Origin of the sequence: Paenibacillus sp. FSL R10-2796 (genome assembly GCF_037965315.1) — a bacterium.
Lineage (GTDB): Bacteria > Bacillota > Bacilli > Paenibacillales > Paenibacillaceae > Paenibacillus_AQ > Paenibacillus_AQ odorifer.
Genome location: NZ_CP150178.1, coordinates 6,993,455 through 7,014,497 on the forward strand (window position 1 = coordinate 6,993,455; position 21,043 = coordinate 7,014,497).

Genomic DNA, 21,043 nt, shown 5'->3' on the forward strand with positions numbered 1-21,043 from the left:
ACTCCCTTCTTAGTTAAAAAACAATGCATCTAGAGAAATCGAACCTGGTCCCGTAAGCGCCACACCTACCGCAAATACCAAAACCGTGAGTGGAAACTCAATTCCGTTCGAAGTGGACCAGAAACCATTTGGAGCATGAACCTTAACGATTGCCCCCAGCATCGTGGCAGCGATTAACACCGCTGCAACAGGCGTTAACAGTCCTGCCGCGAACATAAATCCGCCCACCAGTTCCATAATCCCTGCTAAAATCGCCATAGTCACACCCGGTTTGATTCCGATGGACTCCATCCAGCCTCCCGTACCCTTCGGACCGTATCCTCCGAACCATCCAAATAGCTTTTGTGCGCCATGTCCTATAAAAGCAAGCCCAATCACCAATCTCATTAATAACAGTCCTACACTTATCATTTTTACCTCCCCCTATTCCTTTGATTTAATTATCTTAATGTTAAGATATTGGGTAAAAAAGAGCGCCCGGCGAACCGGAATAACCTATGGGCTGCTCTCCTCTTCCCTCTTCTATCTACAACTCGGAGGCGTTAAACGTATCGCCGCCCTTAATCGTACCCGAGTTAAAACCTTTGTAGAACCAGCGCTTTCTCTGCTCTGAGGTACCGTGAGTGAAACTATCCGGCACTGCATAGCCCTGAGCTTGCTTCTGAATCGTATCATCGCCGACGGCGCTTGCAGCTGCCAGAGCTTCCTCTAAGTCGCCTTCCTCCAGCAGATTCATACCCTGAGCATGATTGGCCCAGACACCGGCGAAATAATCAGCCTGCAGCTCAAAACGAACCTGATATCTGTTGTACTCCTTCTCACTCAACGTCTGACGAAGGGAATCGAGCTGTTTCGAGGTGCCTAGTAATGTCTGTACATGATGTCCAACCTCATGGGCAATGACATAAGCCATGGCGAAGTCGCCCGGCGCGTGGAAGCGTTGCTGCAACTCATCATAAAAGCTCAGATCAATATACAGTTTGGCGTCACCCGGACAGTAGAAGGGACCAACTGCCGAGGTGGCTGTTCCGCAAGCAGAGTCTACACTCCCACTGTATAGCACTAAGGTGGGGTCCGTATAGGTCATTCCCTGCTGCTGAAAAATCTCACCCCAAACCTCCTCTGTGTCGGCAAGAACTACCGATACAAACTCCGCAAGCTCTTGCTCCTCTGCGGTCTGTTCATAAGGGGCCGTTGAACTGGAGCCTGTGGAAGTCAAACTTCCCAGGATATCCCCGGCATTGCCTCCACTGAGTAACGTGATGACCAGGACAAGGATAATTCCTCCGATCCCGCCACCAATCATCTTGCCGCCGCCGCTCATGCCTCTGCGGTCCTCCACGTTCGAACTCCCTCTTCTTCCCTGCCATTTCATGGCCAAGCCCCCAGTCGAAATATCAGGTAATCTTAAGTAAATGGCTACCTGGCTTCGTTAAGTTAAATATCTTATTAGTGATATACCCAAAAAAGCAGGGTTTCACTTATACTTACTGGAGTTGGGAGAATTAGGATGGAGCCGAACTACTTCCAACCTTATAGAAGCGCCTAGTTATTCGTCATGTTCGCAGCGCCTATACACCTTTGCCAAGCTTTTTCATTAATTCGATAGCCTGGACTTTCTCTTCCTTATCTAATCCACCCATCAAATCATGAATTGAGGCTACATGACGAGGGAAAATCTCATCAAACAGTTCACGGCCTGCATCCGTAATCTCCGCATAAGTAACGCGGCGATCCTCGCTACAGGGTACACGTTTCAGCAGTCCCTTTTTCTCCAACTTGTCGATATTATAGGTAATGCTTCCGCTCGTAACGAGAATTTTCTCCCCAATCTGTTGCAGCGGAATCCGCGTTCTATGGTAAAGTACCTCAAGCACCATGAATTCAGCCGAAGCCAAGCCATAACTCTTCATATCCTTCACCGCATGATCCATTAGGCTTTTATAAGCCTTAGATAAGACTACGAACAATTTCAGTGAGGCGGCTTGTTCTTCGTCAGGTGCACTCTCTGTATTACGCAGATTTATTTGATTATCACTCATCAATTCCACCTCCACTTCAATCAAACTTGTATTCAATCCATTTATTTGTCTTTACATTAAGTATCTTTAATTTAAGATAACTATACGACTTCCCATCCTCCTTGTCAACCTCATCGCTAAAAAAGTCACTTCCGTCTAGAGACCGGTAAGTTTTCCTTTGACACTTTACAGGGAGTGATAAAAATCACCCCAAGTTTGACCTGACCTATAAAAGGGCGTATTCTTGTCTTTACGAATGACTCTTTAGTAAGCGATTTCAATACCCTAAAGGAGGCGACCTGATGAGTTCGTTCAATCCAACCCCTACCGAAGAAGCTATGGAGGGGCAGGCTGGAGCACGACGCGTGCTGATCGTGACAGCCGTAGACGCGGAGCGTGACGCGGTCCTGCGCGGCCTGCAAGGCAGCGACAGGTTCCATGTTATCGCTGCCGGCGCAGGGCCGGCAGCGGCGGCGGCGGGAACCGCCGCGGCACTCGCAGCCGGTTCTTACGGCTGCGTATTGAGCGTCGGGATCGGCGGCGGATTCCCGGGGCTGGCGCCTTTAGGCTCGCTGGTTGTAGCCAGCGAGATGATTGCCGCCGACCTCGGGGCCGAGACGCCGGAGGGCTTCCGCAGCGCTGCCGAGCTCGGCTTCGGCAGCGTGTCCGTGCCGGCTGACCGCGGCACGGTGCAAGCGGTTTCGGCCGCGCTGGCTGCGGCCGGGTTACCCGTAAGCACGGGCACCGTGCTTACGGTCTCGACGGCGACCGGCACCGCGGAGACGGCCGCCGCCCATCTCGCGCGGCATCCCCATGCCGTCGCGGAAGCGATGGAAGGCCACGGAGTTGCCGTGGCCGCTCAGGCGCTGGGGCTCCCGGTACTGGAGCTCCGCGCCATCTCGAACCCGGTCGGTCCCCGCGACCGGGCCGCTTGGAAGATCGGTGATGCAATGGAAGCATTAACGGCGGCAGCCGCTATATTACTGGAGGTGCTGTAATGACAACTGAGCTTAATATCGCTTTTTCCCCTTGCCCTAACGATACCTTTGTATTTCATGCCTGGGCGCACGGGCTTGTCCCGAATGCACCTAAGCTGAATGTAACCTATGCCGACATTGATATTACCAATACGCTGGCTGCTGACGGAGAAGGACCAGAAGTCCTCAAAATCTCCTACGCTGCTCTGCCTTGGGTTCTGGAGCGGTACAAACTGCTGCCATGCGGCGGTGCTTTAGGACGCGGCTGCGGCCCGCTGCTGCTTACAGCAAGTGGACCCCATGCGGTCAAACGCCCAGAAAAGCTAGCCGGACGCCGGATTGCTGTACCTAGCGAACGCTCTACGGCTTATTTGCTTTTCCGATTATGGGCAGCACAAAATGTAACTGGAGGCATCGGCGAAATAGTCGTAATGCCTTTCGATGAGATTATGCCTGCCGTACGGGATGGCCATATCGATGCAGGGCTGGTTATTCACGAAGCCCGCTTCACTTACGCCTCTTATGGTCTTAATATGCTGACTGATCTAGGCAGCTGGTGGGAAAGCGATACCGGACTGCCCATTCCTCTCGGCGCTATCATTGCCCGCCGTGATTTAGATGCCGATGCTATCACCGGCTGGATTCGCAGCTCTCTTCAGTATGCGTGGGATCATCCAACGGATTCCAGAGACTATGTGCTTAGCCATGCTCAAGAGTTGGCTCCTGAAGTGGCTAAATCCCACATCGATCTCTACGTGAATGACTTCTCGATGAATCTGGGTGAGGACGGCTATGCCGCAATCTCTGCCCTGCTTAATCGTGCTGCGGCAGAAGGACTTGTGCCTGCAATCGATCCAGCACTGCTTCGTTAGCATTTACCAGATAGTTTAACAATCCCCGGCCACACCTATAAGGTGTTCTCCGGGGATTTTATTTATTCTACGTAGCCTTCCAGCCAGACATTATTTGGCTTATCGAACCAGTGATTATACAATAGACCTATAAACATGATCTATGAGGGAGGATCACATGATACCTGAAAAAAACAGCAAACAAAACATCGACCGCTTTTTGGGCTTTCAAAATGAATATGACCGCTACCGTCCCGAAGCCCCTGAGATGATTATCAAATTGCTAACAGATTACCTAGGTACCACCCCTTCACTCGTCGCAGATATAGGCTGCGGTACGGGTTTGTCTACTTTTCTCTGGAACGATGTCGCAGAACGCGTAATCGGTATCGAACCCAATCCAGATATGTTGGGAAAAGCAATCGATAAACTTAGCAGATTAGAAGCACCCCAATCAATTACTTTTGTGCAAGGCTACTCTAACCAGCTTCCGCTTGCATCAGATAGTGTAGACATAGTTACCTGCTCGCAATCATTCCACTGGATGGATCCTGAAAGTACACTGCAAGAAATCTCCCGGGTCTTAAAAAAAGGCGGAGTCTTTGCCGCCTACGATTGCGATTGGCCTTTATCTCTTCAGCAAAATGTAGAAGAACGATACAACCAGCTGATCTCCAAAACAGAAGAATTGCTGGCTTCGCTTTTACCTAATGAGGAGAGAGCACATAAATGGGACAAAGAAGGTCATTTGTCACGGATCAAAGCTAGTGGGGCCTTCTCTTTTGCCAGAGAAATCGTATTCCACAACCTAGAGTCCTGCGATGCCCAGCGATATATTGGTTTAACCCTAAGTCAAGGGGGAGTGCAAACCGTAATGAAACTAGACGCTACCTTGCTTGAGCAAGACATCGCCGCTTACACCGCCGCAGTTGAACAGCATTTTAAAGGCAGAACATTAAAGGTTCTGATCAGCTACCGAATGAGAATCGGCATCAAATAATCTTCGATCACAACCAAAAAAACGCCCCGCCCCCTCATATGAGGAGTTCGGAGCGTTTTCTTCTTTTTATTTAACTTCCTCCATGAATACCCTTAGGTTCTCTACGATTTCTTTGGATTTTGAATGATGTAAGTAATGTCCGCCTTCAAATGTCATTACTTTTCCATGCACTGAATCCTTGACTTGCCCTTCATGTAGAGGAATCCAGTCTTTCACGGTAGTATTATTCGCTTGTATAAAGAAGATAATGGGAAGATTCTTGTCGAATGTTAAGCCTCTGGAGGCAACAAAGTTAGGATAAATATGTTCCATTTCATTTAAGGTAGTGGAATTGTTCATATTTTTAAGCGAAATCAATTTCATTTGTTTTTTGGTTTCATCATCAAATGGCAGTCCATCATAAGGGTCACCGCTTAATTGCAAGCCCAATCTTATAATCCCTGAATCTTTAAGCAGCTTTAATTTTTTAATTGGAAATTTAACATCCATACCGCCTTGTTCCGGAACACTACTATCAATACCCACAAAAGCACTCACTTCGTTTGGATATTTCTTCGCATATTCCAATCCGTAAATACCTCCAATCGAGTGGCCCATTAGAATGTATTGGTCAATGTTAAGATTCTGAACGGCTTCATGAATTTCACTAACGATATTCTCTGTAGTTCGTTCTTTTTTCGTTTCATCACTGAGTCCATACCCAAACGGTTCAACCGCCACCACTTTGTAGAATGGTGATAACTCATCAATCAACGGCTTGAAATCAAGCGCTGGCGCTCCTGTTCCAAAGCCTGGTATGAGCACGATCGTCTGTTTACCTTCTCCTTGAATCAAAACATTCATATTTTTCCCGTCAACAGGGACTAACTGACCATAGTGCTGTATTTTTTTCTGATCTGTTTTGTTGCTGATCACATTAACTGTATAGACAACGGCTAGAAAAAGTACGACCACGATCACTATTGCTCCTAATATTTTGAGCAACAGGTTACGCAGTTTATGTTTTTTCTGTCCATTCCCCGTTTTTTTGTCCGCTTGTTGTGTCACCCTCATCTTCTCCTGTCTTTAATCTGTTTATTAAGTTCCCTTAACGTTTCGCTAATGAGATCATAACTAACAAAGATGTACCCCTCATGACGACAATATGAACTGAAAATGAACAGGTAAAAAAAATGCTACGGCAGCACAAGACAAGAAAACTTGCCTGTACTGCTGTAGCATGAAAAATTCGGGATGCATTCAAGCCCTCGCAAGGCACCGCCTGGAAGCTAATTACTCTGTCGGCGCTATAATTGGGAGGGTGACAACGATGGTCGTTCCTTGGCCGGGTTCGCTTTCCACGCGGATATCCCCTTTATGAAGCGTTACGATCTGTTTAACAATGGCAAGTCCCATCCCGCTGCCACCATATTTACGGCTGTGGGATCGATCAGCCTTAAAGAACCGTTCAAATATACGTTGCTGATCCTCAAGTGAAATCCCGATGCCAGTGTCTGTTACCCGAACGGTCACGTTGTTGATATCTTGTTTGAGGCTGACGTTAATTACACTGTTATCCTTAGAAAACTTGATGCTGTTGCCAAGGAGATTGGTCCATACCTGACTTAACAGGTCATAATCAGCCAGTAGGATAATAGGCTTCAGATCAAGGTCGAAGCTGATGTTACGAGCTGACCATTGCGGCTGAATCGCTACGATTACTCTTCTTATCTGTTCGTCCAGATTGAATGTAGTTAGCCGTAGCTGCTGGGACTGCGATTCTAATAAACTCAGCTTCAGCAGGCTGTCACTCATTTTAGACATCCGTTCTGCTTCAGCGATAATAATATCCAGATAACGATTTCGCTCTTGTTCTGCAAGATCTACTCGCTTGAGCGCAATCGCATACCCAGATATTGAGGTGAGCGGAGACTGGACCTCATGCGACACATTGGATACAAACTCCTTACGCATCTGCTCAAGCTGCTGCAGATCGTGCATCATTTCTTCAAAGCTGCGAGCCAAGGTACCTAGCTCACCGGTTTGCTTAATATTCAGCTCGACGTTAAAATCACCAGCTGCTATTCTTCTGGTCGCTTTGGTTAGCTTCTTGATCGGTCTGACTAAGAACATTGCAGCTACCAGAATCAAGAGGCTTCCAGCTATCAATGAATAGAGCAAGAAATTTAATACCAAGTTCCTTCTGGCAGTGACGGAAGGGGGATTAAGCGTCTCCACAAACATCGCTTTGGTGCCGTCTTCCGTTCTCAGTTGTAAGCCTAGGAGAAGCGCAGAAATATTCCTGTTATGAGGTTGATATACTTCTCCTGCGAGAACTTTTTTTATTTCTTCCATAGTTACAGGGACCGGCTTGTGCCCATTAAGCGTTCCGTAAGATTGGAATTTACCCGCTTCGTCGAAAATTCGGATGTGGTAGGAATCAAGCTGCTTCATTCCACTTACGAAAGAGTTGGCTTCACGAAATGGGAAGGTCTCGTAAACCCTGACAATATCCTGCCCAAAATGCAATAAGGGAATTCGCGAGTTCTCGTTCAGTTTATCTTCGAATACCCAAGTTGCCACAAACAAAGCAATGATTGTGCCCCCGATTACGGAGGCTAAGAAGGTCAGTACAACGCGTGTATATATGGATCTAATCATTCGTACACCTCAAGCCTGTAGCCAAGTCCACGCACCGTCTCAATACGAAAATCAGGGGTAGTCGCAAACCGTTCACGCAGGCGTTTAATATGCACGTCAATCGTCCGATCATCTCCAGTATAATCAATTCCCCAAATTTGATCGATCAACTGCTCGCGCGTATAGACTTGTCCAGGGGTTCCAGCAAGCTTGTACAGCAACTCGAACTCCTTAAGGGGTAAGGCAAATGACTCCGTGCCTTTCATCACCTTATAGGTCTGCCGATCAAGGATGACATTGCCAATTTGGATCATCTGCGTGGAGCCAATCCGATATCGTTTCAGCAATGACCTAACACGAACCGTCAGCTCTAACGGATCGAAAGGTTTAGTTAAATAATCGTCCGTGCCTAATTCGAAGCCCTTCACTTTCTCCCAGGTTTCGCCTCTGGCAGTCACTATAAGTAATGGAAGATCAGGATTAGCTCTGCGGAGCTCCTTACAAAGCATCCAACCATCCATATTTGGCATCATAATATCCAGCACGACAAGATCGACATGTGTTCCAGCATATACGGCGAGCGCTTCCTTGCCATCCACAGCTTCAACTGTTTCGAATCCGTCGTTGCGGAGAAATAAACAGACAAGTTCGCGAATGTTCGCATCGTCGTCAGCAACCAGTATAGTAGGCATTCGTTTCCTCTTTTCCTGTTGTCCATTCTTACTATTATACTATATTATACTTTCGGCTAAACTGTCTGTTGTCTTGAGGTTACACGATGATCAAACCGAAAAAGAGCATCTAACACGGTTACCCGTATGTAGACGCTCTTAATGTCGTTTAGCTTTAGCTTTAGCTTTAGTCAGCTTACTTCTTATTCATCTTAAACATTAGGAACAGCTCATTATAATGAGCAAGCATCCGTTTGCCAAGGTTATCGTATACTTCAAGCCGGTCCGTAATTTCGGCTGGTGGATAGAAACGGGTATCCTCAGAAGTTTCCTCAGGAAGCAGCTCCAGCGCAGGAATGTTAGGCGTGGAATAACCTACATATTCTGCATTCTTAGCAGCAACGTCTGGGCGGAGCATGAAGTTGATGAACTGATGCGCTCCATCCACATTTTTCGCTGTCCGAGGGATAACCATGTTATCAAACCACTTGTTCGAGCCTTCTTCCGGCACTACATAATCCAGCTTATCATTCTCGTCCATGATCTCGGAAGCATCGCCGGACCAGACAATCCCAACCGCAGCTTCTTCATTTGCCAGCAGCATCTTGATCTCATCACCGACAATCGCCTTCACATTAGGAGACAACTTGTTGAGCTTGGTCAGTGCTTCCTGCAGATGTGCCTCTTCCTTGTCATTAACGGAATAATGCAGGCTGTTCAAAGCCATGCCCATCACTTCACGGGCTCCGTCCACCAGGAAGATGTTATTATGCAGTCTGCTGTCCCAGAGAGAATCCCAGCTGGTGAAGTCCATGCCTTTAGTCATTTCCGGATTGAAAATAATCCCGACGGTCCCCCAGAAATAAGGCACAGAATATTTGTTACCCGGATCAAACGAAAGGTCCATAAAGCGTGAATCAATATTCTTTAGATTCGAAATCTTGCTATGATCCAGCGGGATGAGCAGATCTTCTTCTTTCATCTTGGCAATGGCATAATCCGAAGGGATTACAACATCAAAGGTAGTTCCGCCCTGCTCAACCTTGGTCAACATAGCTTCATTGGAATCGAAGGTTTGATAAATGACTGTTAAGCCGGTCTCTTTTTCAAATTCCTTCAATAGATCGGGATCAACATAGTCGCCCCAGTTATAGATAGTCAGTGTGTTTCCACCCGAATATCCCTCTCTCGAATTCATCCAAGAGCCCAAGTACATGAGCGCAAATGCCGTGATAAGGATCGCCAGAAAAGCATTTATCAGCTGTTTCATCTAGGCACCCCCGCTTCTGCAACAGGCTCCGCCACAGCTTCTGCTGTGTTATGGCGATTTTTCTTAAGGGTCAGGAAGTAATAACCCACCACGAGCAGAATGGTGAACAGGAAGATCAGCGTCGACAGCGCATTAATCGATAGCGACACCCCTTGCCGGGCTCTAGAGTATATCTCAACCGATAACGTCGAATAACCGTTGCCTGTTACGAAGAACGTAACCGCAAAGTCATCCAGTGAATACGTAAGCGCCATAAAAAATCCGCTGAATATCCCTGGTTTAATAATCGGCAAAATTACTTTAGTCAGCACATCCTTACGGCTTGCCCCAAGATCACGGGCTGCATCCGTTAATGTAGGGCTCATTTCCTGTAGATGCGGCAAAATCATCAATACGGCAATCGGCACACTGAATGCAACGTGTGAGAGCAGAACAGATGCGAAACCCAGCTTGATGCCAGCAATGGTGAACAGGATAAGGAACGAAGCACCAATAATGACATCTGGACTGACGATCAGCACGTTATTCAGAGACAGCAAGGTGTTCTTGGCGCGGCGATTCTGCACACTTTTAATGGCCAGCGCACCAATAATAGCGATAAGGGTCGCAATAGCCGAGGATAGCAGCGCGATCACAAGCGTATTGATTACGATGATGATCAGGCGCTTATCTTGGACCACCTCACGGTAGTAATCCAGCGTGAAGCCCTCGAACTTATGCATCGTCCCCCCACTGTTGAACGAATAGTACATTAAATAGAAGATAGGAGCATACAGAACAATGAACACCAGAACTAGGTAGAGGTTAGAGAATCCATTTTTATTTCTCATTCCGCGCCCCTTTCCGCGATCCGCCTGTGATAATCATAAACAGCGCCATAATGGCAATCAGAAACACTGCAACTGTAGAACCCATGCCCCAGTCCTGAGTGACCAGGAAATGCTGCTCGATTGCGGTGCCCAGCGTAATGACCCTGTTGCCTGCAATCAGACGGGTGATCATAAACAGGGACAGCGCAGGTATGAATACTGCCATACAGCCTGAGCGTACTCCCGAAATGGTCAGCGGAAAAATAACACGTCTAAACGTGGTCCAGCCCGAAGCCCCTAAATCACGTGCCGCATCCAGCAAGGATAAATTCAAATCCTCCAAAGCGCTGTATATCGGCAGGATCATAAACGGAATAAAAATATAGACAGATACAAATACAAAACTGAAGCCCGTAAACAAAATTTGCTGTTCTCCGATTCCAAGCAGATCAAAGAAATTATTAATCGGACCAAATGTACCGAATATCCCTATAAAAGCGTAGGTTTTTAGCAGCAAATTAATCCATGTCGGCAAAATAATCAGCAATAACCACAGCTGCTTATGTTTGGTTCTCGTCAACAGATAAGCCGCCGGATAGGCAACCAACAAAGAGAATGCTGTAATCAGAAACGCGTACCAGAACGAGGTCAGCGTCATTTTTAAATATACAGGGGTGAAGAAACTGACGTAATTATCCAGAGTAATATGGCCATCCAAATCAAATAACGAATAATAGATGACAAGCACTACCGGTGCAATTACAAACAATGCGATCCAGAGGTAATAAGGGATGAGATAGTACGATTTGCCCTTATTCTTCATGACTCTCCACCTCGCCATAAGCTTCCAGACGTCTGTCGAATTCTTCCTCCGTTTCACCGAAACGCATAACATGAATCGCTTCCGGATCAAAATACAGGCCAATTTCACTGCCTACAGTCGCCTTACGTGTAGAATGCACAAGCCATTCATGCCCGGATTCATCATAACAGCTGATTTCATAATGCACGCCCCGGAATAGCTGGGAATCAACCCGCACACGTAGTTTACCCTGTTCCAGCGTAGAAATTTCCAAATCCTCAGGACGAATAACAATCTCTACGGATTCATTCGGTTTGAGCCCGGCATCGAAACATTCGAAGCGGCGGCCGTTAAACTCCACCAGATAATCCTCGATCATAACTCCCGGCACAATGTTCGATTCGCCAATAAAATCCGCCACAAAACGGTTAATCGGCTCATCATAAATATCGTTAGGGGTGCCGCTTTGCTCGATTTTCCCCTTATTCATGACAAAAATCCAGTCGGACATCGCGAGTGCCTCTTCCTGGTCATGCGTTACAAAAATGAAGGTAATGCCTAACCGCTGCTGCATTTCCCGCAGTATGTACTGCATCTCCGTGCGCAGCTTGAGATCTAGCGCCGATAGAGGCTCGTCCAGCAGTAGAACCTGTGGCTCATTCACAATCGCCCGGGCAATGGCAACCCGCTGGCGCTGACCGCCGGACATTTCATTAATCGCACGCTGCTCATAACCCACAAGGTTAACGAAGCTTAGCGCTTCCTGCACCTTCTTCGTGATAACATCCTTCTTAAGCTTCTTAATGCGCAGTCCGAAAGCCACATTCTCGAATACGTTCAGGTGTGGAAACAATGCGTAATCCTGAAATACCGTATTGACCTGCCGCTCATTGGCGGGAATGTGGTTAATTACTTTTCCATTTAAATAAATAGAACCGCTCGTTGGCTCAGCGAACCCGGCGATCAATCGAAGAATAGTCGTTTTACCACAGCCAGATGGACCAAGTAGTGTATAGAATTTGCCGCGCTCTATCTCAAAGCTGACTCCTTTTAACACCGGATCTTCGTCGTCATATTGCTTAGTAACTTCTTCAAATGAAATGATGGTACCTTCCTGAATAGCTATAGCTAACAACCTCCCTTACCTTAGTAATACAATACTATTTTACCCGCATCTTGCGGAGAACAATCGAAATGAGTATGCTCAGCGCTAATAAGCGACAATTTTCCCTCTCCTTCGACGCTCCAATAGATATAGCATATTAGATTGTACCATTATATGCGATAGCTTACATTGTTAAATGCTAAGCATAAACTTAACAAGTTTGTAAAAAGTCCAGTCTTCCCTGCCCTTTTTGAGGTGCTATAATGAAAACGAACTGAAAAGCCAGTGTGGTTTTCTTATTTTTGCGAAAGAAGATGAATGATAATGAACGAGGGGTTACTAGACCGCCTTGAAAAATATGGATTCTCGCTTTACATGATACGAATTACGCTTGCCGCATCACTATCCTGGGTAGCCGTACACAGTTTATATGGTGACCAATATTTATACTTTGCACCGCTTGCAGCCATTCTAATTACTCAAGCCAGTGTGAAGGCTTCACTTGAAAAAGGAATCTACCGCCTAATCGGCATTATTATCGGCGGAATTGTCAGCCTGATTGTAGGCCAATTCTTCGATGTAGGTGCATTTTCCATTCTGCTAATTCTGCTCATCGGGATTGGAATTGCCACAGCCTGTCGGATGAATATCCAAGCGGTTTCGCAGGTGGGGGTAACCTCGGTTCTGGCCCTTACCTTTTATCACAATGATTACGTGCTGTGGAGAGTCGCCGAAACCTTTATTGGTGTGCTCATTGCCTTGATCATCAATATGATTATCGTTCCACCGAACAGGTTCGTCAAGGTAAAAGCATTGGCACTCGATGGAAGCCTTCTACTTTCGGATGCTTTAAAAGGTCTCGTAGGCATAAGAAGAGATTCATCAAAGGATAATAATATGCTGGAGCAAGCAGGTAAACTGCTGTCTGCCAGCAATCAACAACAGAAGGAAATGTTCTATACCATTGCTCACTATCAGTGTCGTGGTGATCTAAAGGGACTTATACAAGCCACAGCACATCTAAAGACCATTCATTCCTATGTTAAAGAAATTGCCGACGATATTTGCTTGCTGCCAGCACATCATGCCAATTCTGACTGGATGCTGGAAGTGCTGGAGGCAACAGCCGATTGTATAGCTGTTTATGGTACCAAGACCTTATCCAAGGCTGAATGCCAACGTTCACTTACAGATTGTCTGCATCGTGCCCGCGACTTGCAGGCGGCCAGCTTCTCTGAACTGCAAGGACGGTGCTCACTGTCATCTGTTCGTGATCTAGGAGCGCTCTTCAGTCACTTAAACCGGGTACTCGAAGAAGTGGAACGTGCTAGTTCTGCTACTTACGTAGTTGCAGCTCGGCCTTCAACAGCTGAAATCACACGCGCTATACGCTTAATTAAAAAAGGACTCTCCCAGAAGCTCTAAGCTTGGGAGTGTCCTTTTTTTATGTTCAATCCCTATTAGACATAATGCCCTTTAGCACGATTGGTTACTACAACCATCCAACAAATTTAACTGACTGATTGTTTGGCAGCACGCCCTATCTTCACATTTACCAGTACAATACTGCTGACAATCAGCAATAATCCGATCACAAGGTTTATGGTAATCTGCTCTTTCAAAAAAACTACGCTGGTTGCTATCGAGATCAGTGGGATCAAGAAGGTGAATGAACCTACTTTTCCTGCTTCTCCTTCGTTAATCAGCTTGAAATAAATTAGCCAGCCCAGAGCAATAACAAAGATTGCGATAAACAAGGTATCCACAATAAAGGTTCCACTCCAGGTGATATCCGACCATTTCTCCGTAGCTGATCCCGAAAGTAGCAGAATGATGCCACCGATCGTGATTTGCATAGCCGTCATCCACAGCATATCCACACGTACAGCATTCCGTTTCATATATATTGTTCCTAATGCCCAGCTTAAGGCACTGGCTAAAGCCAACACAATTCCCCATATGGAGATACTCCCATTAATTCCGCCGATACTAAGAGAGGCTACCCCGAGAAAGCCAAGCAGCAAACCAGCCATTTTAAGCCCGTACATGCTCTCACCTAACCACAGCCAAGAAAAAACACCTAGCAATACAGGCTGCAAAAATACAATCGATGAGAACAATCCCGCCGGAACATACTGCAAGCCAATCGTCTGAAATCCATAATAGAACACAATACTAAGTACCGCCGAGATCAGATAGATCGGCCAGAGCTGCTTGAAGCGAAGCTCCTTCACCTTGGGCAGTGCAATTAGAATCAGAATAATACCGCCTACGACGGTTCGAATACCTGCAAATAATAGAGGTGGAGCATAGTCTAAGGCGATTTTGGATATAGGCCAATTAATGCCCCATACAATCACCAAAAAAATAAGAAGGATCATACTTTTCTTCTGCTGATTCATTTGTTCACTTCCTTGGTGTAGATTCATCACAAATGATACAATAAACAAGAGCATAAATGAAATGAATAATAATCATAAGGGGCATATCATATTTGTTATGAACAATACTCAAATTCGTTTATTCGTCAAAATCGCCGAAAGCGGCAGCTTTACTAAAGCTGGTGTAGAACTGAATATGACACAGCCTGCGGTCAGCCGGGCGATCTCGTCCCTCGAAGCCGAATTAGACGTAAAGCTCTTGCTTCGAGACCGGCGTAATGGCCTGATGCTTACGGATATCGGTAAACGTATTCTTGTTATTTTCCGTGAAATTCTAATGGGCTTTGATAAGGTCAATCAGGAGATTTACGCGGAGAGAGGTCTTGAAAAAGGAAGTATCCGCATTGGAGCTTTCCCTGTGGCAGCGGCTCATTTTCTACCGAAGATTATTAGCTCTATCACTAAAAAATATCCAAATATTACAATTAGCTTACAGGAGGGTTCTATCGCTGAAGTCAGAGAATGGCTGGATTCAAAAGAAATTGATGTTGGCTTATTGCTCGCTCCCAGTGCAGAATTCGAAACCATTCCATTATATAGAGAGAAATTGTTTGCCGTTTTTAGAGATGACCATCCCCTGCAAAAGCGATCCATTGTATGTGTGCAGGAATTAGCGAACGAGCCCATGTTGATTTGCAAAGCAGGATATGAACCGCCCGTTGTAGAGCTATTCCGCAGAAGTAATAGCCATCTGAATGTGAAATATGTGGTTAATAACTTTGCAACAGCTCTTAATATGGTTCAGGAGGGACTGGCGATCGGCGTGATGTCTGAGCTGTCCTTGTTATCTCTGCCTCCAAATGTGGTTACCCGTGAGCTGCAGCCGGATGCTTATAGAGATATCCAAATTGCGGTCAGCTCGCTTGCCGACACTTCAATTGCTGTAAAGCTCTTCATTGAGACAGCGCTGGATCTTTTTACTCAAAAATGAATGGATAAATTAATAGACGATAAGGAGTGCTGAGGATGAACTTTAAGAGATTAGGAAATAGCGGATTACAGGTATCCGCATTAGGACTGGGAACGAACGCTTTCGGCAAACGTGCGGATCAAGAGACCTCCATTCAGATTGTACATGCTGCGCTTGATCAGGGAATTAATTTCATAGACACTGCTAATATTTACGCTGGCTCAGAATCCGAGCGAATCATCGGTCTGGCCTTGGAAGGTAGGAGACATGAGACTGTTCTAGCAACTAAAGCAGGTTTAGTTAAAAATGAGGGTCCCAACGGCAGCGGCTCCTCCCGTCGCCATTTGCTGCAGGAGCTTGAAGATAGCCTTCGCCGCCTTAAGACGGACTATATCGATCTATACCAGATTCATACCTTTGATCCCTATACTCCGCTTGAAGAAACCTTACGAACCTTGGACGATATGGTATCCTCGGGGAAAGTCCGTTATATCGGGGCCTCCAACTACACAGCATGGCAATTAATGAAGGCGATTGGGATTAGTGAAGCACGCAACTTCACCAAGTACATTTCAATTCAGTGCAGCTACTCCTTAGCAGACCGGACACCGGAGAATGAGCTTCTTTCGCTCTGCCTGGATCAAGGTGTAGGGATCATTCCATACTTTCCACTAGCTGGCGGAATTCTCACAGGCAAATATAATACAAGCGACTCAGCCCCATCGGGGTCCAGAGCAGATACCGATCCTAATTTCAAAAGATTCCTTGATGCTGACCGGATCAAGCTCGGAAGCCAAGTGAGTCAAATTGCTGAGGAAATGGAAACCTCATCTACCGCGCTCTCCTTAGCTTGGCTTATGAATCGGCCTGCCGTCTCGACGGTTATTGTCGGGGCTACACGTGTGGAACAGCTGGAACAAAATTTGCTTAGTACCTCGCTTGTACTTAATGAAGAAACTTCGGCCAAGCTGGATGAAGCCAGTGATTCCTTCCGTTATCGCGAGCCGTTCGCTTTTTACCGGCTCCCATAGAGTCGTATGCTCTAACTTCTTACAAGGATGGAGGAAAGATTAATGACAACCTATACAGCTGACGGCATTCAAGGAATGCTTGAAGAGCATAAGGATTTTTTTAATAGCGGCGTAACTAAAGAGGTTTCTTTTCGTCTCCAGCAGCTGCGAAAACTTAAAAATATTATTAAACAATACGAAGGACGTATCATCACCGCACTACAACAGGATTTAGGAAAAGGTGAGTTCGAAGCCTATGCCACAGAAATCGGCTTTACGCTGGACAGTATCGGCTACATGATGAAACATCTTAAGCGTTGGGCGAAGCCTAAAAAGGTTCGATCCCCGCTGCACTTATTTCCTGCAAAAAGTTATATTTTAAGTGAGCCTTACGGCACAACGCTCATTATTGGTCCGTTTAATTATCCATTTCAGTTGCTAATTGAGCCCCTAATCGGCGCCATTGCCGCTGGTAACTGCGCTGTCCTCAAGCCATCTGAGAGCACACCTGCCATCTCGTCCGTGGTTGAGCAGCTTATTCAGGAGACCTTCGAGCCGCAGTATATCCGCGTAATTCAAGGGGAAAAAGAGACCACTAATTTGCTGATCCACGCCAAGTTTGATTATATTTTCTTTACGGGCAGTGTGCCTGTCGGCAAAATCGTAATGGAAGCGGCGGCGAAAAATCTAGTGCCTGTAACCTTGGAGCTTGGCGGGAAAAGTCCGGTTATTGTTGATAAGACCGCTAATCTTGATGTTGCAGCGAAACGGATTGTCTGGGGCAAGCTTCTAAACGCGGGTCAAACCTGTATTGCACCGGATTATCTGTTAGTCCACAAGGATATTGCCAAAGAATTGATCACCAAACTCAAACATCACATCACTGAGTTCTACGGTCAGGATGCACAGCCTAATACAGATTATGGCCGGATCGTGAATGATCGCCAGCTGCAAAGACTTGCTGACCTCATTGCGCGAGATCAGAGCAAGGTGATTATGGGCGGCACCATCGTGCCAGAAGAACGTTATATTGAGCCTACTTTAATCTATCCTGCCACTTGGACGGATGCTGCTATGGAAGATGAGATCTTCGGTCCGATCCTCCCAATATTGGAATATCATCAATTGGATGAGGCCATTCAGAGTATTAATGAACATCCAAAGCCACTGGCACTATACCTATTTACGGAGGATAAGAGTGTAGAACAAGAGGTGCTGTCCCGGGTCTCATTCGGGGGAGGGTGTATCAATGATACGATCTCACATGTGGCGAGCACTTATCTTCCGTTTGGTGGAGTAGGAAACTCTGGAATCGGGGGTTATCACGGGAAGTATAGCTTTGAGGTCTTCTCCCATCGTAAAAGCATCGTCAAGCGAGGCACACGGATCGACCTCGGAATCGTATATCCTCCTTATGGCAATAAAGTGAAGCTGGTTCGAAAAGTAATGAAATAAACAAAGCAGCAAACCTCCCATGATCGGGAGGTTTGCTGCTTATCAGGGTAACTACGCAAACAGCTCTAACAATTTCTCAACACTTATCTCTGCGGTGGAAGCCAGACATAGATCCGCGGTCCCGGTTACGAGCGCCACTCCAGCTCCCACTGACCTCATACCAGCAGCATTAATTGCGGCTATTCCTTCCTCGGTATCCTCAATCGCCACACAGCAGTCTGGGGATATGCCCAGCATCTCCGCAACCTGCAAGTGAATCTCTGGATCTGGCTTGCTTCTACGCAAGTTGCCAGGGTCAGCCACCGCCTGAAACCAATGCCCGATCTGCAAGCGTTCGAGAATCAGCAGCGCATTCTCATTCACTGAAGCCAGTCCGATAGCAATCCCTCTTTGCTGCAAATCGGACAACACGCTGTGGATACCCGGATACAGCTCAGCAGGCGTCATTTGCTGAACCAGCTGTCTATACTTCTCGTTCTTTTTGTTGCAGAGCATTCCCTTTACCGGTTGCGGCAAATTCAGTCCACTACTCTCCAGAATGACTTCTAAAGATTCCATTCGACTTAGGCCCTTAAGACTCTTATGCTTCTCTCGATCAAAAGAAAGCGCAAGTTCATCCGCCAGATCCTTCCAAGCCTCATAATGATACTCTCCAGTGTCAGTAATTATCCCGTCCAGCTCGAAAATAACAGCTTCAAGCTGCTTCACATTCGAAAGCCTCAGCGGCTTCTGTGCAGACAACTGTATAAGGTTTCCCTTATGCATAATCTCAAGCTCTTCGCCCTCCAGCAGCGTATAGATCACTTCTGTATCACTCACAAAAATATCCAATAGCTGTCCAGCGCATGTTATTTTAAACCGATAACTCTCCCACTGCGCTGGCACACTAGGATTAAATGATAACATCCCGCCGCATAAGCGCATGCCACCAAAACCATTCACAATCGACAGCCAGGAGCCTGCCATAGCAGCAGTGTGCAGTCCATCCTTTACGTTGCGGTTGATATCATCCAAGTCCATCCGTACCGTGCGGTCAAAATAGGAATAGGCTCCCGTCAAATCACCAATCTCAGCAGAGATTATACTGTGAATACACGGTGACAATGAAGAATCATGCGTCGTCAGCGGCTCATAATAATTATAATTCCGGATCTTATCCGCCAAGCTGAATTGGTCACCCAGTAGAAACATCGCCATTACCAAGTCCGCCTGTTTCAACACCTGATGACGGTAAATTACCAGCGGATGGTAGTTGAGCAGCAGCGGATATTTGTCAGCTGGTGTATGCTCGAAATCCCATTTTTTCTTGGAGAGAAACGTGTCGTCTTGAGCATAAATGCCAAGTCCCTCATCAAAGGGGATAAACATTTTGTCCGCCGCTTCCAGCCACACTAATGTCTCATGCTCAGTCAGACCGATTTTTTGCTTCAGGCGTTCAAAATGCTCAGGATACTGCTTAGACAATATCCCTGCCATCTCGTGTGCATAATAAAGCTGATCCTGGACCATAAAGTTGGTGTATGCATTATTGTTGACGATAGCTGTATATTCATCAGGACCGGTTACTGCATCAATACAAAAGACACCGCCCCTAGCCGGATTAAAGTACCCCAAGTCCAACCAAAAGCGGGAAGTTTCGAATAAAATTTCCGCTCCCTTCGTAACCAAAAAATCATAATCTCCGGTAGCCAGTACATACTGCTTGATGGCATACGCAATATCCGCATTAATATGCATTTGCGCCGTGCCTGCCGGGAAATACGCAGAGTTCTCTGCCCCGTCTATAGTCCGCCAAGGGAACAAGGCTCCCTTCTGCGACATTACCGCTGCACGCTCCCGTGCTTTGTCTAACGTGGCATAACGAAATTCGAGCAGCTTTCGGCTAATCTCCGGCTGTGTGAACGTAAAGAAGGGCAGCATATACATCTCGGTATCCCAGAAATAGTGCCCTTCGTATCCTTCACCCGTTAATCCCTTGGCTCCAATATTCGTAACCCCATCACGGCCTACGGATTGAAGCAGTTGAAAAGCATTAAAGCGAATGCCCTGCTGAAGCGCAAGATCACCATGAATCTCCACATCCGTATGTGCCCAGTATCGATCCAGATAAGCCTGCTGTTCCTGGGCAAGCGCTTCAAACCCGCTATGGTCTGCTAAGTGTAATATTTCAGTACTTCTACTAAGTAGTTCGTCTTCTGGATAATCTTTAGAGGTATGGTAAGAGATATATTTGGTTAGTGAGACGCTTTCCCCACGCTCCACCGGGACGACAAACTGCATGGATAATTTCTGCCCCTCATGCTGCACGGTCCTTTTATCCTCAGATCTTGAATCGAGCTTATGACTTACCCCTGTTAATAAGGCAAACTGGGTATGCCGCGTCCGCTGCTTCATCCATAAGAAGGACTGTCCCGGTTCATGACCGGTATCCTCCAGGAGCAGACTGGGCTCCTTGCCTCCCGAGCCCAATCTGGGATCATCCGTTACCTTAGGTTTTTGGATCTTGCCGTCGATGGATGAAGTGAAGGTAAGCACTCCGCTGAAATTCAGCGCTTTAACCTCATAATCTATCGCCGCCAGATGTTTGTGCTGCAAAGTCACCATCCGCCGGATATGAAGCTGTACCCGGTGACCAGCTGGAGATTCCCAATCTACCTGTCGATGCAGAACCCCGCTTCGCATATCCAGCTTTCGTTCATAATGGTGCACTTGCCCACTGTTTAACTGAAAGGTCTGCCCTTCAATACTCAGTTCAATAATCTTGGCATCTGTTACGTTCAGCATCGCTTGATTGCGGGATGGATATCCGTAGGCTCCTTCTGGATATACAATGGGCTCCGAATCAAAAAAACCATTCAAATAATTGCCTGTTACAGACGAGCCTGAGCTGCCGTGGTAACCTTCTTCGAAATTACCGCGCATGCCAATATATCCATTGCCAAGCGCAAAAATACTCTCGCTTCTTTGATTGTTCTCTTCACTATAAGCTTCCTCATCAAGACTCCACTCCCGGTAAGGATATACCGCCGCCGGATGTACGTATGGTTTCATCTTCATCTCTCTAAGTCCCCCTGATCACAGTTTCATTCGGGTTCTAAATCA

At 46.6% G+C, this 21,043-nt stretch carries 19 protein-coding genes; 7 read left to right on the forward strand and 12 right to left on the reverse strand.

All coding sequences use genetic code 11. From position 1 onward, the window contains the following. Window positions 1-9: 9 nt before the first annotated feature. The 3 genes from NST58_RS31185 to NST58_RS31195 all read right to left on the reverse strand — a co-directional run bounded on the left by NST58_RS31185 (window position 10) and on the right by NST58_RS31195 (window position 2,042). On the reverse strand, window positions 10-411 hold the full coding sequence (locus tag NST58_RS31185; RefSeq protein WP_036682076.1) for a DoxX family protein: 402 nt from the start codon (window positions 409-411) through the stop codon (window positions 10-12). A 115-nt stretch (window positions 412-526) separates the two neighbouring features. Beyond that, complete coding sequence (locus NST58_RS31190; RefSeq protein WP_076124048.1) at window positions 527-1,375, reverse strand: neutral zinc metallopeptidase; 849 nt, start codon at window positions 1,373-1,375, stop codon at window positions 527-529. A gap of 196 nt (window positions 1,376-1,571) precedes the next feature. Beyond that, window positions 1,572-2,042: a MarR family transcriptional regulator gene (locus NST58_RS31195; RefSeq protein ID WP_312149354.1), complete on the reverse strand. Its 471-nt coding sequence runs from the start codon at window positions 2,040-2,042 to the stop codon at window positions 1,572-1,574. Window positions 2,043-2,323: 281 nt separating this feature from the next. Between NST58_RS31195 and NST58_RS31200 the strand changes: the two genes are divergently transcribed. The 3 genes from NST58_RS31200 (at window position 2,324) to NST58_RS31210 (ending at window position 4,849) form a co-directional block, all read left to right on the forward strand. Continuing rightward, window positions 2,324-3,019 (forward strand): futalosine hydrolase, encoded by a 696-nt coding sequence (locus NST58_RS31200; RefSeq protein ID WP_081383981.1) that lies wholly within the window; start codon window positions 2,324-2,326, stop codon window positions 3,017-3,019. Beyond that, window positions 3,019-3,870, forward strand: a complete 852-nt coding sequence (locus NST58_RS31205; RefSeq protein ID WP_076124051.1) for a 1,4-dihydroxy-6-naphthoate synthase — start codon at window positions 3,019-3,021, stop codon at window positions 3,868-3,870. The genes NST58_RS31200 and NST58_RS31205 overlap by 1 nt, the downstream gene beginning before the upstream one ends. 157 nt (window positions 3,871-4,027) lie before the next feature. Next, complete coding sequence (locus NST58_RS31210) at window positions 4,028-4,849, forward strand: class I SAM-dependent methyltransferase (protein WP_339245386.1); 822 nt, start codon at window positions 4,028-4,030, stop codon at window positions 4,847-4,849. 66 nt (window positions 4,850-4,915) lie between these two features. On the opposite strand, the gene NST58_RS31215 is transcribed toward NST58_RS31210, so the two are convergent. The 7 genes from NST58_RS31215 to NST58_RS31245 form a co-directional block, all read right to left on the reverse strand. Beyond that, on the reverse strand, window positions 4,916-5,896 hold the full coding sequence (locus NST58_RS31215; RefSeq protein ID WP_036682085.1) for an alpha/beta hydrolase: 981 nt from the start codon (window positions 5,894-5,896) through the stop codon (window positions 4,916-4,918). A gap of 225 nt (window positions 5,897-6,121) precedes the next feature. Then, on the reverse strand, window positions 6,122-7,489 hold the full coding sequence (locus NST58_RS31220; RefSeq protein WP_076278281.1) for a HAMP domain-containing sensor histidine kinase: 1,368 nt from the start codon (window positions 7,487-7,489) through the stop codon (window positions 6,122-6,124). Beyond that, complete coding sequence (locus tag NST58_RS31225) at window positions 7,486-8,160, reverse strand: response regulator transcription factor (protein ID WP_076191697.1); 675 nt, start codon at window positions 8,158-8,160, stop codon at window positions 7,486-7,488. The genes NST58_RS31220 and NST58_RS31225 overlap by 4 nt, the downstream gene beginning before the upstream one ends. Before the next feature lie 175 nt (window positions 8,161-8,335). After that, on the reverse strand, window positions 8,336-9,409 hold the full coding sequence (locus NST58_RS31230) for an ABC transporter substrate-binding protein (RefSeq protein WP_038573734.1): 1,074 nt from the start codon (window positions 9,407-9,409) through the stop codon (window positions 8,336-8,338). Continuing rightward, window positions 9,406-10,239, reverse strand: a complete 834-nt coding sequence (locus NST58_RS31235) for an ABC transporter permease (RefSeq protein ID WP_036682094.1) — start codon at window positions 10,237-10,239, stop codon at window positions 9,406-9,408. The genes NST58_RS31230 and NST58_RS31235 overlap by 4 nt, the downstream gene beginning before the upstream one ends. Next, window positions 10,229-11,041 (reverse strand): ABC transporter permease, encoded by an 813-nt coding sequence (locus NST58_RS31240; RefSeq protein ID WP_036682096.1) that lies wholly within the window; start codon window positions 11,039-11,041, stop codon window positions 10,229-10,231. Before NST58_RS31240 ends, NST58_RS31235 begins: the two co-directional genes overlap by 11 nt. Further along, window positions 11,031-12,140, reverse strand: a complete 1,110-nt coding sequence (locus tag NST58_RS31245; protein ID WP_036682445.1) for an ABC transporter ATP-binding protein — start codon at window positions 12,138-12,140, stop codon at window positions 11,031-11,033. The genes NST58_RS31240 and NST58_RS31245 overlap by 11 nt, the downstream gene beginning before the upstream one ends. Before the next feature lie 309 nt (window positions 12,141-12,449). On the opposite strand from NST58_RS31245, the gene NST58_RS31250 reads away from it, so the two are divergent. Beyond that, on the forward strand, window positions 12,450-13,550 hold the full coding sequence (locus NST58_RS31250; RefSeq protein WP_052097383.1) for an FUSC family protein: 1,101 nt from the start codon (window positions 12,450-12,452) through the stop codon (window positions 13,548-13,550). Between the two features lie 86 nt (window positions 13,551-13,636). Here NST58_RS31250 and NST58_RS31255 read toward each other — a convergent pair whose 3' ends face one another. Continuing rightward, window positions 13,637-14,527 (reverse strand): DMT family transporter, encoded by an 891-nt coding sequence (locus tag NST58_RS31255; protein ID WP_076276263.1) that lies wholly within the window; start codon window positions 14,525-14,527, stop codon window positions 13,637-13,639. A gap of 61 nt (window positions 14,528-14,588) precedes the next feature. On the opposite strand from NST58_RS31255, the gene NST58_RS31260 reads away from it, so the two are divergent. Genes NST58_RS31260 through NST58_RS31270 form a run of 3 tightly spaced genes read left to right on the forward strand, consistent with a single transcriptional unit; the run spans window position 14,589 to window position 17,941 of the window. Then, window positions 14,589-15,497, forward strand: coding sequence for a LysR family transcriptional regulator (locus NST58_RS31260; RefSeq protein WP_305954097.1), 909 nt, complete (start codon window positions 14,589-14,591; stop codon window positions 15,495-15,497). A gap of 35 nt (window positions 15,498-15,532) precedes the next feature. After that, window positions 15,533-16,507 (forward strand): aldo/keto reductase, encoded by a 975-nt coding sequence (locus NST58_RS31265; protein ID WP_076276264.1) that lies wholly within the window; start codon window positions 15,533-15,535, stop codon window positions 16,505-16,507. 42 nt (window positions 16,508-16,549) lie between these two features. Further along, window positions 16,550-17,941 (forward strand): aldehyde dehydrogenase, encoded by a 1,392-nt coding sequence (locus tag NST58_RS31270; RefSeq protein WP_076219755.1) that lies wholly within the window; start codon window positions 16,550-16,552, stop codon window positions 17,939-17,941. Between the two features lie 51 nt (window positions 17,942-17,992). Here NST58_RS31270 and pgmB read toward each other — a convergent pair whose 3' ends face one another. After that, complete coding sequence (gene pgmB / locus NST58_RS31275) at window positions 17,993-20,998, reverse strand: beta-phosphoglucomutase (RefSeq protein ID WP_339245393.1); 3,006 nt, start codon at window positions 20,996-20,998, stop codon at window positions 17,993-17,995. Window positions 20,999-21,043 lie beyond the last annotated feature (45 nt).

Coding starts and splice junctions, on each gene's coding strand:
- NST58_RS31190 (WP_076124048.1), bottom strand. CDS start 1,375: ATGAAATGGCAGGGAAGAAGAGGGAGTTCGAACGTGGAGGACCGCAGA.
- NST58_RS31250 (WP_052097383.1), top strand. CDS start 12,450: ATGAACGAGGGGTTACTAGACCGCCTTGAAAAATATGGATTCTCGCTT.
- NST58_RS31210 (WP_339245386.1), top strand. CDS start 4,028: ATGATACCTGAAAAAAACAGCAAACAAAACATCGACCGCTTTTTGGGC.
- NST58_RS31195 (WP_312149354.1), bottom strand. CDS start 2,042: ATGAGTGATAATCAAATAAATCTGCGTAATACAGAGAGTGCACCTGAC.
- NST58_RS31260 (WP_305954097.1), top strand. CDS start 14,589: ATGAATAATAATCATAAGGGGCATATCATATTTGTTATGAACAATACT.
- NST58_RS31255 (WP_076276263.1), bottom strand. CDS start 14,527: ATGAATCAGCAGAAGAAAAGTATGATCCTTCTTATTTTTTTGGTGATT.
- NST58_RS31230 (WP_038573734.1), bottom strand. CDS start 9,409: ATGAAACAGCTGATAAATGCTTTTCTGGCGATCCTTATCACGGCATTT.
- NST58_RS31235 (WP_036682094.1), bottom strand. CDS start 10,239: ATGAGAAATAAAAATGGATTCTCTAACCTCTACCTAGTTCTGGTGTTC.
- NST58_RS31270 (WP_076219755.1), top strand. CDS start 16,550: ATGACAACCTATACAGCTGACGGCATTCAAGGAATGCTTGAAGAGCAT.
- NST58_RS31185 (WP_036682076.1), bottom strand. CDS start 411: ATGATAAGTGTAGGACTGTTATTAATGAGATTGGTGATTGGGCTTGCT.
- NST58_RS31200 (WP_081383981.1), top strand. CDS start 2,324: ATGAGTTCGTTCAATCCAACCCCTACCGAAGAAGCTATGGAGGGGCAG.
- pgmB (WP_339245393.1), bottom strand. CDS start 20,998: ATGAAGATGAAACCATACGTACATCCGGCGGCGGTATATCCTTACCGG.
- NST58_RS31265 (WP_076276264.1), top strand. CDS start 15,533: ATGAACTTTAAGAGATTAGGAAATAGCGGATTACAGGTATCCGCATTA.
- NST58_RS31240 (WP_036682096.1), bottom strand. CDS start 11,041: ATGAAGAATAAGGGCAAATCGTACTATCTCATCCCTTATTACCTCTGG.
- NST58_RS31205 (WP_076124051.1), top strand. CDS start 3,019: ATGACAACTGAGCTTAATATCGCTTTTTCCCCTTGCCCTAACGATACC.
- NST58_RS31220 (WP_076278281.1), bottom strand. CDS start 7,489: ATGATTAGATCCATATATACACGCGTTGTACTGACCTTCTTAGCCTCC.
- NST58_RS31225 (WP_076191697.1), bottom strand. CDS start 8,160: ATGCCTACTATACTGGTTGCTGACGACGATGCGAACATTCGCGAACTT.